Genomic DNA, 14,316 nt, shown 5'->3' with positions numbered 1-14,316 from the left:
TCATTTATATTGTTGAACTTTATGCAGGAAAAGCAATTCGTTCTTATTATATAGTTCCTTGAAATCTTTAGCACATGACTTCTCAGGTGCAGGGCCAAAGTTTTCTTCAGCCTTATCCCATGCATTGCGCCATAATAGGATATAGCATGGAGAGTAGCCCTTAATAGCTGGCAACAAGGTAGAAGTAAACCACTTCTCATCAGGAGTATTGCGATATCCGGCTTCTGTTAAGGCGTATAGTTTATAGTGAGTTTTTGCATAAGTTGACATGATATTCATTTCATTTTGACATTGTTCAACAAATGCTTCCCTTGTACCATATTGGTAAAGATCAACACCTAACACATCAACAAATTTATCTCCTGGATAATTTCTAAAATAATTATCAGATGTATCATTTGCTTTAGCATTTGGAGAAAAGCTCCACACTAAATTCTTTAGTTTTTTATCTTTCATTGCTTTGTAGGTAAGCTGATATAAGGCTCTATATTGTTCAGATGTACAATGTTTGCTTCCCCACCAAAACCAATCACCATTCATCTCATGCCAAGGCCGGAAAATAATAGGAATTAGTTTTCCTTTATTATCTTTAAGAGACAAAAAGAAATTAGCAAGTCGTTCATGCCAAAGCTTCATCTTATTCTTTTCACGCCCCCCAGGCAACACTTCTTTAACAGCATCTCCCCCTGTATTCCACGCATCTTTACCTGTAACTGGATTATAGGGATGCCAACTGATTGTGACAATACCCCCATTTTGATAATGCTTTATAATCTCTTGGCGCATCTTGTCAAAAGGAACTCCGTCAAGATTCTTTTCATTTCCTAACTCCAAGCCACCAAGTTCACAACCAAGTACAGCCGGATAATCGCCACATACATCATGAACATCACTCCTTCCATATTCCCATTTCCATGTCGTTCCATAAAAATATGTATCTTGATGACCAAACATTACACCTACCTTCTGCAATCTTTCTAAACGTTCTATAAGAGATTGCGCTGGTGTTTGATTGATTTTATGCTGTGCATAGGCACTCATTGTGAGCAAACCTGTTGCAATAATTAATACAATTCTTTTCATATCTATTTCACATTAAAAGTTACTTGCTGTAAATCTTCATCTTTACTACTCCCTCCTATCATTACTTTAAACTCCCCAGGTTCAATCTTTAACTTCATATCAACATCGTAGAAAGCAAGCTTATCAGGAGTAATTATGAATTCAATTGTTTGTTTTTCTCCAGCTTTTAGTGTAACTCTTCTAAAATCTTTCAATTCTTTTACGGGACGAGCTACAGAAGAGACAATATCATTAATATATAATTGACACACTTCTGTACCCTCACGATTTCCAATATTCTCTATCGTTATTTGAGCTTTTATGACTGATTTACCATCGTTCTCTATGACTGTATCACTCAAAACCAAATTACTATACTTGAACTTTGTGTAACTTAATCCATAACCGAAAGGATATAGAGGTGTATTATCCGCACAAACAGCAGGATGAAAATAGGCCGAACGTTTATGATTATACCATGAAGAAATCTGTCCAACATGCCGAGGTATGGTCATAGCTAACTTTGCTGATGGATTAATCTTCCCGTAGAGTATCTCTGCTATCGCTTGTCCACCATATTGCCCAGGCTCCCAAGCATTCACTATAGCAGGGACATGATCAGCTGCATACCTTACACTTAATGGGCGACCACTAATAATAATTAGAATAGTTGGTTTTCCAGTTTCATTCAATCTACGTATCAACTGCTCTTGAAGTCCAACAAGGTCTAAGTTATCTCGATCTGTATCTTCACCCGAAGTGCGTTCATTCCATCGGAAACGCATCATATATTCTCCACAACAGACAATATTTAAGTCACATTCTTTTGCAGCTTCTACTGCAGCATCTACTTGAGATTGTGACATATTTCGTGGGTCCCAACCTTGATCAACAAATCTAAAGTCTGTATGAGGTGACACTAACTTTAACCCTTTGAGTACAGTCCACACCTTATCTTCGGGCTGAAGCTCACTCCAATCCCCCATAATGTTCTGGTCGTTGGCATTGATTCCTGTTACAAGTACCTTTTTATATTTATGTTCATCAAGTGGCAATAACTGCTTTTCATTCTTTAATAAGACAATACTTTCACGTGATGCATCTAATGCGGTTTGCTTATGTACAGGGTCATTAATCACTCGGTCACGAGTCTTTACATCACTATAAGGATGTTCAAAGAGTCCTAATCTAAACTTAACTGTTAGTATTCTACGCACACTTTCATCTATTCTGCTCTCAGGAATACGACCTTCACGAACTAACTCCACTACATCTTTCTGCCATTCAGGCCCATGCATGTGCATATCCATACCCGCCTTAATACTTTGATAAAAAGCTTCTTTGTTGTCCTTTGCAGTATGATGTTGATCAACGCAATGCTCTATATCCATCCAATCGCTAACAATAAAGCCCTGAAATCCCCATTCTTTTCGCAAGACATCAGTCATCAGCCACCGATTTGTATGGCAAGGTATACCATTTAATTCATTATGTGACATCATCACATTCCAGTCTCCACCCTGTTGAAGGGTAGCCTTGAAGGGAGGAAAGAATACTTCTCGAAGAGTGCGTTCTGATACATCACAAGGTGCTCCATTAGTTCCATTAATAGAATATGACCCACCAACGAAATGTTTTACACATCCTAAAACATCTGAGGTGTTATCCAAATTACGCTGATAACCTTTATTTGTTGCAACACCCATCTGCATAACTAAGTATGGATCTTCACCAAATGTTTCACCACATCTCCCCCATCGTCCGTCTCTTGCTACCTCAACGTTGGGATTAAAGTTCCAATGCATGTTCATTGCACGCATCTCTTCTGCTGTTTGTCGTGCAATTTTATATGCTAAATCAACATCAAATGATGAGGCTAATCCTATGTTTGTTGGATAGACTGTATTATTTTTACACTTCGCATTACCATGAATCGCATCAATGCCTATAATAAGAGGTATCTGCAAACGACTTTGCATACTCAGTTTCTGCAAATAGTTAGCTTCTTCAAGTGTAAGTACATGAAGAAAAGAAGAAACCCAACCACGACGTACCCAATCTTCTATTTCACTAACAGTGACACCTGGATAAAAAGCCGTTGCTGTGTTTGTAGCTAACTCTTCAGCTGACATTGTTATAGAGTTAGTCTTGAAATGTTCTATACCAACAAGTTGATTCATCTGTCCAACTTTCTCTTCAAGCGTCATTCTTCGCAACAAATCGTCTACTCGTTGCGCTACACTTGCTTTCGGATTCTTATATAAAGGCTTCTCCATCTTTGCCAGCATAATTTGAGATATAGAAGTTAAGAGAATAACTATGAATATTTTTTTCATGAGATAATTTAATCTTTTGGAAGACCTTTTATAGCTTTTCTGATAATATTAATTGTACTTTTATCAGATGAGAATACCGAATTCAGCCCTTGAGCCTCTTGGGCTGGATCACCAGTATACTCATCTCCTGGCTGCCACTGCTCGTGTTTAGGCTGCGCTATACCTCCCCAACCCCAAAAATTACAGCCAACAAAGTACCCATGTTGAGCCACATCATTCAATAAAAGCGAGAAAACAAAACTATAATATGAATCTCGTGCCTTTGTAGTTGCCTGTTTTGAAAATGAGAAACCATCTCTTGGATATCCAAATTCCTCCATTACTAAAGGCTTATTCAACTTGGCACATATCGCCAAATGCTTGTCTATATACTCTTTAGTATTATCTTCTGCACGCTTTAAGTTCTGTAATAATGAATCTTTCTTAGCCCAACTCCAGTTATAAGGCCATACATGTATGTTACAATAGTCAACATTCTTATCTGCACAAATACGCATCCAAACATCATAATCAACTTCACATCCAAAAGCACCCTCAGAGCCTATGCTCACCAAATGATTTTTATCTATTTGCTTCATCAATGCTGCAGCTTTGGCAATCCACTTTTCAAATGCCGGCAATACAGCCCGATCAAAGGCCCGAGGCTCATTTGCTATTTGCCAAGACATAATAGCGGGGTCATCAATATAACGCTTACCTGTGTATCTATTAGTGCGATTTAGGATAAAATTCAAATGATTATAATAAAGTTGTTGCGCTTTTTCATTCGTAGAGAACGGTGATGCATACTTTATGTAAGCTGAATATCCTGCTTCATTTGGCTGAACAGCTTTTCCAGCCCCACTATTCTCAAGATAAAAACCATAACCACCACTCCATTCCCACGCATTATTCAGATAGAGCACGGCAACCATTTTACGACGCTCCAACTGTTGCATTAGGTAATCTAATCCATCAAGAATGGTATCGTTATATACTCCTGGAGAAGTCTGTAAGACGGGTTTTACCTTCCATTTTGAATCATCTTGCCCATCACTTCCAACAAGAATTCTAAGATTGTTTATACCTAAGCGTTTAAGTTCATCCAACTCACGATTCAATCGTTTGCGGTCACCTCCACTTCCTTTTGACCCAAGAATTGCTCCATACCAATAGTTTGCACCAATAAAAGTATAAGGTTTCCCATCACGTTTTAATCGCCCATTATCTACTGTTACGAATGACTGTGCTTGTAGAATTGTAGAACAAGCAAGCAACAAACCTATTAAATAGTATCTCATTTTATTCATATCTCAATGTAATTTTATTGTTCCAGCTTCAATTGTTTTGCTATCCAAGACTGCCATTCATCCCACTGCTCTTGAAACCAAAAATGACCTGTGGCGGGATACACACTTAATTTCTTAGCTCCTTTCACAACATTATAAGTAGCATACGAACTATTAGGTGGGACAACTTCATCATTATAACCAAACGAAAACCAACTTGGTATTGTTAAAAGACGTGCAAAATTCACACCATCAAAATATCCACTTACTTCCACTTTCTGCAAATTTGGATGCTTTTGTCCATAAAAATAGTGCGGCCATCCACATGCTTTACCATACAAAGACGCTTTATGATCACACAAAGCAGCATGTACAGCACCAATAAAAGTTACCTTAGGATGCATTGCACCACACACAAGTGAAAGCATACCACCTTGACTTGAGCCAGTAACTCCAAGTTCTTTACCATTCCACTCAGGCAATTGAGTAAGATAATCTACAGCTCTTAATGCACCAATAAATATGCGTTTGTAAGGCATTTGGTCGCGATTGTCAAGATTTGCTTCCCAATAACCATTCAACGCCCCATGTAATAAGTCGTCGTATACTTGCTGTTGCATTGTCACAGGAATCCCATGTACTCCTATCTCCAAAGTAATTGCTCCACGTTCTGCCATCCATATATCTCCCTGGTAAGGTCTTACACCAGCTCCAGGTACTCGTAAGAGTGCCGGATGTTTAATATTCAACGCTGTCGGGATACAAAGAATACCATATATCCGACTACCCGGATTGATGCCATTAAAGCTCACTTCATAAACCATTGCACGCTCAGTACAACGTTCAGGCAATAGTTTTCGATGAGCATCAAGAGGATATCGACTTGCATCTTCATAAGCTTGTTTCCAAAACTGAAGGAAGTCTTTTGGGCAATTCTCTGTGGGTAGCAATCTATTGGGAGCGAAACCAACTGTACAAAGTCCATCATAAGTACGTCCGCCCACGTGTGCTGTGACCTTCAAACGATAGAAACCTTCTTTTGTCATCTTTGCTTTCCATGTCATTTTCCCATCTTTCAAGACCACTCTTGAACGTTTGACATCAGGATACATCACAGGACCTGCTTCTATATCTACTTCCGCTTGTGGCATGGGACAAGCATCTTTCAATACCGATATATTGAATATAGCCTCTTCACCTAATTGATAATTCCAATCAGTATGATTGGGACTAATCAATACCATGACTTCATTACCACGTATTTGTGACATCAAATTCAATGTCAAAAAGAAAGTAATAAGAAGGGTTACGGAGCGTTTTAATGAAATAATCATATTCTGAAAGATTAATTAATAGAATAAATACCGAAATAACTTATTTTCTATACAAGCGATAAGTAACCACATCTTGTGCAGGAATTGTAAGCTGACGATCAATCTTGTTCTTCAACGATGTTTTTCCTTCCATTCGACCAGTCCATAAGTTCCTTACCTTATAAACGATTTTGTTGAATGCAGTACTTCGCTTGCTTACAGCCTCATCTGTAAAGTTAAAGTCTTGCCAGTTCACCTTGCAAACAATAGGCTGACGTGTTGGATTTAATATCGTCATAGCCCAATCACCATTTGCAAGTGGTTTAAACCAATAGTCCAATCCCTCTCTACGCAAAAAGCGAAGACCTTGTACACCAAGTTCATCTTGGTCAATAGCAATAAGTTCTCGGTTTGTCAGTATAGCCTTAGTTTCTGCACTCATGTTACGAACATCATTACCAAGAATTAGTGGACTGGCCATCATACACCACATTGTGAAATGTGCTCTGTCTTGATTTATGGTTAAACCATTACCCACTTCGAGCATATCTGGGTCGTTCCAATGACCAGAACCAGCATAAGATCGCAAGCTATCATTTTTGTTAATACAATCTAAAACGCTATATTGTACATAAGTGGGAAACACTCTTGTTGAGTCAAACGAACACCAAATATCAGGCCCTATGCGCCAGGAGTTACCAATATCTCTTGCCCATCGCCATGGATTATTATCCCCCCATTCACACATAGAGAAGAAGATTGGGCGACCAGCAGCACGTAATGCGTCACTCATCAGTTGATATGCACCGCGCGCATTAATATTTGTTGTGTTACACCAATCATACTTTAGATAGTCTATATCCCAACGCGCATACTGTAATGCATCTTGATATTCATGACCCAATGAGCCTGGACGGCCCGCACATGTTTCTGAACCAGCATCACTATAAATACCAAGTTTCAAACCACGTGCATGTATATAATCTGCAAGTGCTTTGATTCCATGTGGGAAATGCTTTTGATCAGCCTGTATAAAACCATTAGAATCACGCTTACCATGCCAGCAATCATCTATATTTACATAGATATATCCAGCATCACGAAGCCCACTTGACACCATAGCATCGGCTATACTCTTAATAATATCCTCATCAATGTTGCCTTGAAACTTATTCCATGAGCTCCAACCCATTTGAGGAGTCTTCGACAATTCATCCCATTTCTGAGCACTAACTCTAAGCGATAGGAGTAAAAGCAATAGTAAAGTAATAGCGTTCTTTTTGTTCATGTTATTGAATTTGAATTTTGGCTTTAGGTAATTACTTTGCAAAGATAAAACTTAAATATCTAAATCACAAATACTATTTTGACTAAAATAGACACTTTCATGGGGCTGTAACTATTTCTTTCAAATGTATTTAATCTTTGTTACTATCAATTATATTTGACGATGTCTAATGAATAAGAACATAAGATGAATTTGAACAGCCCCATTTTTTTATAGTTTTTAGAAGCATCTAATATCATTCAACCATCAGAATCATCATTTCTTTTATACACTTTATTTAGTTATACAATCTATTAATAAACAGATAATTATAAAGATTGATTCAATTGATATTTAAACTAAAAAAATATCATAATTCACACTGAATTTAACAACGATATGAATAGACTCATTTTACCAGGTAATCTGATACACTTCATTGTACAATTTAAGTCAGATCAAGACATAAAATACCTGATTTCATATCGTGATTATTTCATATCTATAATTAGACTGCATCCATTATACATTAAATTTTCTCATGATGTTTTCAATACTTCGTATGATTTTCCACAGATATACCAATCGACTTGTCTTTAGATTAATATTATTTCAACTAAAATTATACTAATTGTCTTGCTGTATTTCCATTTCCTCATACAAATATTTATGTTCAATCTGTTTTGAAAGGAAGCAGTGGTAGCCCCGCTTGATTCTTCACTGTTCCTAATTGAAAGTTATGATAACAATAACGAACCGCAACAGGGCGGGTAACATTGGGTGATGTTAAAAGGAATGTGTTATTACGGATATATTGCGCATTTGCCGGATAAAACACTTTATCTTGACCCGCTATTTCAAATCCTTCATACGATTTCGTAGCAATGATTCCATGATATGTATCTTTCAAGTGAACAAAACAACTGTCATTTCTGATTTCTAACTTCTCAAAACTTGGACTTCGATAGAAGACTTGATCAAAGCCATAGTCACGTGCTATAGCTGCCATAGCCAACCGTTCACCTACCAATCGCTTCTGACGAGGGTGGATTTGTTCTGCTTCAAAAGGGTAAACTAAATCATTTGTGCCTATAAGTACTGTATTAGATACATTATTTGCCACTTCTTGTTGTTGTGAACGGATGAGTGCAGCCGCTGTCCCCATGGCATCACCATAATTATATGGAGCAATTTCTACAAAGTAAAAAGGTAACTCAGATGAACGAAAACCTTTTCTCCATTGATTGATTAGCTCCGTTAAACGTTTTGCATACGTAGAAGAGTTATGGTCAACATTGCTACAACCTTGATAGAAAATAACACCTCGAATAGTACTATTGAGGATGGGATGGAATGTTCCATTCCCCCAAAGTAAAGGTCTAAGCCAATCCTTTGGATATTTCATTGCAATCTCAGTAGAGTCAGTTGGTTCATCGGTATGATGTTGAAGATAGTCCTTATCAAGCCAACTCTCTACCATTGTTCCACCCTTATTAGCGAGAATTAAGCCTATCGGAACATTGAGAATTTCATGGAGTTTGCGGCCGAAAAAATAACCGACTGCACTACAATATGAAGCAGAATTAGGATTAATCTCTTCCCAACGACAAACAGCATCATCTTTTGGCATAGCATTCATTGACGCAGGAATCTTCACGTATCGCACACCTTTCATTTGTCCAGACATAGCAATTGCATCTTGATACCCTTCAACAGGACACTCATAGAAACCTTGAAGAGGCATCTCCATGTTGCTTTGTCCAGCGCAAACCCATACTTCTCCTGCAAGGATATTATGCAAAGAAACAGCTTGTCCATCATCAAACGTAATATTGAGTGGTGTATAACTTGCTTTAGGTGTACGAATCTTTACATTCCATTTCCCATCTTTATCAGCTACAACCGATACTGGTTTACTCCACGAAGGCTTTACTACGACACGTGAATTCGATGTTGCTGTACCCCAAAACTTTACTTCTGCCTGTTGCTGTACAATCATATTATCATTCAAAATGTGTGGTAAATGTACTTTAGCTGTAGCAGGCAAGTTCAAAATTAGTAAGAAACAAAATATCAAATAATAATGATTCTTCATTGCTTTCAATTCATTTTAAGGAAAAAGAGAATTTAATTTAAAACGACAAATCCCTCCTCTCAAAAGAGAGGAGGAATAAGATGATTTATCGTGTAATAACATTATCACTGTTCATTGTGGCCTTCCACCAATCATCAGAAGCATGATTTCCACCATACCATGGCATGAACCAACTCCACTTTGCATTTTGTTTCCACTGATTTGGGATATCCGTTACCGTTCCACATTCTGTTAGTGAAATCATCTTCTTGGGGTAACGATATGCTAAAGTATTAAATCTATCAGCCATTTCTTCTGCAGAAAGTGGTACATTTTGTTGACCATAAGCGTCTGTACCGATGACATCTACATATTCATCACCTGGATACCAGTTCGCATCGGCCTTCTCGGAAGTCCATACCCAAATGAGATTATTTAGTCCTTTTTGTTTGAAATAATCATACATATAACGCCAAAGCTTTACGTAAGATTCAGCAGAACCATTGCCCCACCAGAACCATTTACCAGCAGCTTCGTGTAGAGGACGCCATAAAACAGGTATTCCTGCTTGTTTCAGTTGCATCAAATAAGGAGTCAACTTCTCTAAATCGGCCTTCATAAATCTATTTGCCCAGGTGCCATCTTTAACAGCATCATCGAGTGTAAACTCATTTTTTGCAGCATAGAAATCATATTTTACGCTACCAGCAGCTTCTACAGTGACTCCTGTTATGGTATAATCGTGTCCACCAAGTATTAATCCGTTAGCACGCATTTCATTAAGTGTTGTCTGATCAAGTGCCATTGAATAGCTATCACCGCTTATATTAAAGTAATCCCAATTCTTTCCACTTTCATCCACAAAGCCAGCCCAACTACTATTCTTTATAGAGCCTTGAGCACCTGGTTTAACGTTAGTAATTTTCACTATTAACTTACTTCCTATTGAAGCTTTAGCCAATATGTCTTTCGTAGCCTGTGTAGTTAGCTGTATATTACCGCTCCAATCACTCGGAATAACCTTATTCGGACCAGAATAAAGCGATACGGGAACTGCAGAAACATAAGGATTTGATGTTGGAACACTCCAGTGCCAACTTATTGTAACCATACCACCGGCATTGTGCCACGACTGGACCGGAGTGATGTTTGAATAATCAATCCATCCACCAGGAGTACTTGATTGCAGATGAATATAATCGTATCCATTAATTGCTGGGTACTTGCCTGTGAGCTGATGTACCTTTTCTGCATTTTCATTATTCCATGAAACATTTGCCATCGTAGCAGAAAACACCTTCTTACCATAGTTGTCAAGTAACTTCTGATAAAGTGCTTTTGCTTCAGTAGAGGCATTAGGATTAACTGGAGTTTTATCTATTTGCTGCGTCTGTGCTGTGAGATTAGCCTTTATCATAGGTGCAGCAACGCGATTAGGCCCTGTAACAACTCCTTCTGGAATAACCAATTCATAATTCTGATCACGGTCAATATTAGCCATAATCAATAACTGATTAGACGATCCTATGACATTAGCGCTAACAACAGGAGAACCATTTAGCGTGATCTTCGCATAATCTTCTGAGGCAAAGAAAACATTCTTGTCATAGCTAACTATAATGGAATCAAGTCCTGCTTTGATATTTGTTTGCGGAGAAACACTGACAAATTCAGGAGCGCCAACAGATGCAATATAATGTTCTACAGTATCACTACATGCAGAAGTAGCAAGTGATAGTAAAACCAACGCAGCTGTGTTAAATCTATTTTTGAACATATATACTTTTATTTTAGATAAAAAGAATGATGAAATTAAATTCTCCTCCATTTCTGAATGAGGATTAAGCTGGAATACTTTTAATGTATAGCATTAGATGTATTCCAAGCTTATCTTATTCCATTACAGAGGAGTTAGCTATTTGATTGGTACAACTCTGACATTATCTATATCCAATTCGGGAGTACAATCAGTTCCTTCTATACCACCACTCCATAAGAAGAAAGTAAAACCTGTCAGCATATCTTTCGTAATTGTCTTTCCTGCAGCTTGTCCTTCATAAGTCTTATTGAAAGCAGAAAGTGGAATTGTAACTGTAGTCCAATGGCTTCCAGTATAAAAAGAACCAGAGTTCTGCCATGGCAACCATAAGCCTCGTGGAATATCTGCATTGTAATATTGGCTATTTGCAGTTTGAAAAGTAACATTATTGTTCCCTGTAAAAATCATCTGTAAAGCAGAAGCACTCCATGGAGAAGAAGCTGGTACACGACACTCAAACTTCAAAGCCATATCATTGATATCGCAAGTGTCGAGTAACTCTTTAAAACTTGTGATAGAAGATAATTCAGGGAAGCCTGCAGAAGGCTCGGGCCAATAGTTCATTGCAAAGTCATCTTCATCCCAAGTGGCACCTACTTTTCCTAACATATTAGCTCCTCCAAGATAAAGATAGCTTCCATCTATGCCATTATTACGTATGCGTCCGGGACGCCATCCATGCCCTGCAGTTAGTCCACCATGTGAACCATCGAAGTCAAATAATATGTTTCGCGTGTCTTTATAAACGAATTGAGACTTACTTTTACCATAAACACTCTCCACATACACCCGTCCAGATGTTGCTCCTACAGGCACGATAAAGGTTAAACTGTTTTTACTAATCGATTTAATCTCAGTTACAGGCAACTCCCCGTCGTTGAATGTAACCTGTAAAGGCTTATAGGGGTCTTGTATTAAGTAATCTCCTGTAACCGTCACTTCATCACCCGCCGCAGCGTATTCACAGCTCATTGACGAAACAACTGGTGGCGGAACAATGACATGGAAATCATAAGTTGTTGTATCACCAGCACCATTAATCATATAAATCTTATCCGTTACAGCTGATGGAATGTTCTTAGGGATATCAACTAATAACGTGTTATCAGTGATAAAACTTGTATTCAACACAGCCTGCTGATCATTGAACAAGATCTTATGTATACTGCGAAGGTTCTTTCCAACCAAGCATATTGTCTTCTGGAGATAACTCTTTGTGATAATAGAATCTGCACTTTGAGGTAGTCGAATATATTGAACTTCAGGCTTTCCACTTGTTGATTTATATTCATCAGGTTGGTCTTTACATCCCGTAAAGCCCATTGTGGCAAGGCTTGTTAAGGCTACCAACGCGATATGTAAATTCTTGGAACGTTTCATGTCCGTATAATTTTAAATGTTATATATTTAATAAGCGTAAGTTGAACGAACGTCAACATGTACAGGAGTCTTTTGAAGATTTCCATTAAACACTACATCTTGACTTGGGAATGGCAAAGTAAATGTCTGCTCTGACACATTAGGAGCCAGTGTTTCTGTAGCATAATGCATTGTTGAAGCATCTACATTCCACGACTTACTCTCATAATAGTTCTTATATAGCGTATTAAGTCCATAATAAGCTCCTCGTTTTTGCTGTTTCAACTCATTGATAGCACCACTCATATCATAATAACTGCGACGCACAAAGTCATACCATCGGTCACCTTCCATAGCTAATTCAAGCCGGCGTTCTTTCCAAACATCATTCCAAGTGATAGATGTTGGGCGCGCAGCTGATTTAATAGCGCGGCTGCGTACTTTGTAGAAAGCATCTATTGCACTTGCATCCGTGGTACTATTATTATTTCCAATCACAGCCTCTGCATAGACAAGATAAACATCTGAGAGTCGTAATACAGGAGTAGCCAAGCTACTATGCATGTTAGACGCAGAGATTCCATCTACAGCATGTGTCTTATGATCGTAAGCATCGCCATAAAGATGCTTCACACTATTAACACCTGTCGCACTTTGTAATGTCCCAGGACCACCTGAACCATAACCATTACTATCGTAAAGGAATTGTAAGAAATTAAAGCCTTTACGTCCCTGTTCATCTGTTTTGTCTTCCCAGAAGTAATCGTAGAAGTCACCTGCCATCATCATGGTTGCTTTACGACGCTCATCTACATCTGTTCTTGTTGCAGGATCATCTAATGGTGAGACACCAAAGGCTTCCTGTAAGTCGACAGAAGGTCCACTATATCCGCCCCAACAGTCACCAAACTCATCAAAACCTTGCATTGCAAGATCACTCTGAAGCGTATTCTGTACTGTCCAAATACTGGTATCTGCAGTCCAAAGCCAAGAGAAAAGACACTCACGATTCAGTGCATTCTGCAAACGGAAAACATCAGAATAATTCGCCATTAAAGTGCGTCCGCTATGTTCAATTACATCTTTAGCGTATGAAGCAGCTTTATTGAGGTCGTCAGAATTACGTTGTCCATGACCATTTGCATTCACACCACTTTTATAAAGGTACACTTTTGCAAGCAGACCTTCTGCTGAATAATAATCTATACGACCAGGGTTACCAGACTTAGGCAAAAGCTCCATCGCCTTTTCCAATGTCATAATGATATAGTCATATACATCAGACTTCTGAACTCGACTGACATTGCTATATGAACCATCTGCTAACATCGTTGAGTTGTCATGAACAATTGGCACATCTCCAAAAGACCGCACGAGAAAGAAATAAGCCATAGCTTTCCAAGCAAGACACTCTCCCATACATTGATTCTTTACCGACTGTGAAGCTGAGGCATTTTTAAGGTAATTATACACCGTATTAGCATGTCCTATGACTGCCCAAAGAGAGTTAGACATATTCATCAAGTCGGCATCTGTACTATTAACAGTTAGTGTCATATATGGACTTGAGCCCCAGTAATAGTTTCCAGACATCACCTCTCCTACCTTTATAAAGCCTCTTTGAAAGTCATACCATGGAGAATTATATAGATAATTGACCCCTTGTACACATTGACTATCATCTTTGTAGAAATTACCTGCATTGTAAGAGTCCTCAGCTGGCCTATCTAAAAAGTCACCACAAGATGTTGTGAGGATTGCACTTGTAAAGGCGAATGCAATATATAGATATTTAATATGCTTCATTGTAATATAGAT

Annotated in this window: 9 protein-coding genes; all 9 read right to left on the bottom strand. The window is 38.3% G+C overall.

Annotated elements, in window-relative coordinates:
- On the bottom strand, nt 1-1,083 hold the full coding sequence (locus tag HMPREF9145_RS11415) for a glycoside hydrolase family 26 protein (RefSeq protein ID WP_021826498.1): 1,083 nt from the start codon (nt 1,081-1,083) through the stop codon (nt 1-3).
- 2 nt (nt 1,084-1,085) lie between these two features.
- Nucleotides 1,086-3,350, bottom strand: a complete 2,265-nt coding sequence (locus HMPREF9145_RS11410; protein ID WP_021826442.1) for a glycoside hydrolase family 3 N-terminal domain-containing protein — start codon at nt 3,348-3,350, stop codon at nt 1,086-1,088.
- 56 nt (nt 3,351-3,406) lie between these two features.
- Nucleotides 3,407-4,687 carry a glycoside hydrolase 5 family protein gene (locus tag HMPREF9145_RS11405; protein WP_021826459.1) on the bottom strand — a complete coding sequence of 427 codons (1,281 nt, stop codon included), beginning with the start codon at nt 4,685-4,687 and terminating at the stop codon, nt 3,407-3,409.
- Between the two features lie 14 nt (nt 4,688-4,701).
- Complete coding sequence (locus HMPREF9145_RS11400) at nt 4,702-5,937, bottom strand: acetylxylan esterase (RefSeq protein WP_021826443.1); 1,236 nt, start codon at nt 5,935-5,937, stop codon at nt 4,702-4,704.
- Between the two features lie 103 nt (nt 5,938-6,040).
- Nucleotides 6,041-7,267 carry a glycoside hydrolase family 27 protein gene (locus HMPREF9145_RS11395; RefSeq protein ID WP_021826538.1) on the bottom strand — a complete coding sequence of 409 codons (1,227 nt, stop codon included), beginning with the start codon at nt 7,265-7,267 and terminating at the stop codon, nt 6,041-6,043.
- A gap of 652 nt (nt 7,268-7,919) precedes the next feature.
- Nucleotides 7,920-9,341, bottom strand: coding sequence for a sialate O-acetylesterase (locus tag HMPREF9145_RS11390; protein ID WP_231369798.1), 1,422 nt, complete (start codon nt 9,339-9,341; stop codon nt 7,920-7,922).
- An 85-nt stretch (nt 9,342-9,426) separates the two neighbouring features.
- Nucleotides 9,427-11,097 carry a glycoside hydrolase family 26 protein gene (locus tag HMPREF9145_RS11385; RefSeq protein ID WP_021826414.1) on the bottom strand — a complete coding sequence of 557 codons (1,671 nt, stop codon included), beginning with the start codon at nt 11,095-11,097 and terminating at the stop codon, nt 9,427-9,429.
- A gap of 138 nt (nt 11,098-11,235) precedes the next feature.
- Nucleotides 11,236-12,519 (bottom strand): glycan-binding surface protein, encoded by a 1,284-nt coding sequence (locus HMPREF9145_RS11380; RefSeq protein ID WP_021826488.1) that lies wholly within the window; start codon nt 12,517-12,519, stop codon nt 11,236-11,238.
- Nucleotides 12,520-12,546: 27 nt separating this feature from the next.
- A complete protein-coding gene (locus HMPREF9145_RS11375) occupies nt 12,547-14,304 on the bottom strand; it encodes a RagB/SusD family nutrient uptake outer membrane protein (protein WP_021826569.1) in 1,758 nt (585 codons plus the stop codon).
- Nucleotides 14,305-14,316: the final 12 nt, after the last annotated feature.

The organism is Segatella salivae F0493 (genome assembly GCF_000477535.1).
GTDB lineage: Bacteria > Bacteroidota > Bacteroidia > Bacteroidales > Bacteroidaceae > Prevotella > Prevotella salivae.
This window is presented reverse-complemented; position numbering and strand designations above follow the sequence as displayed.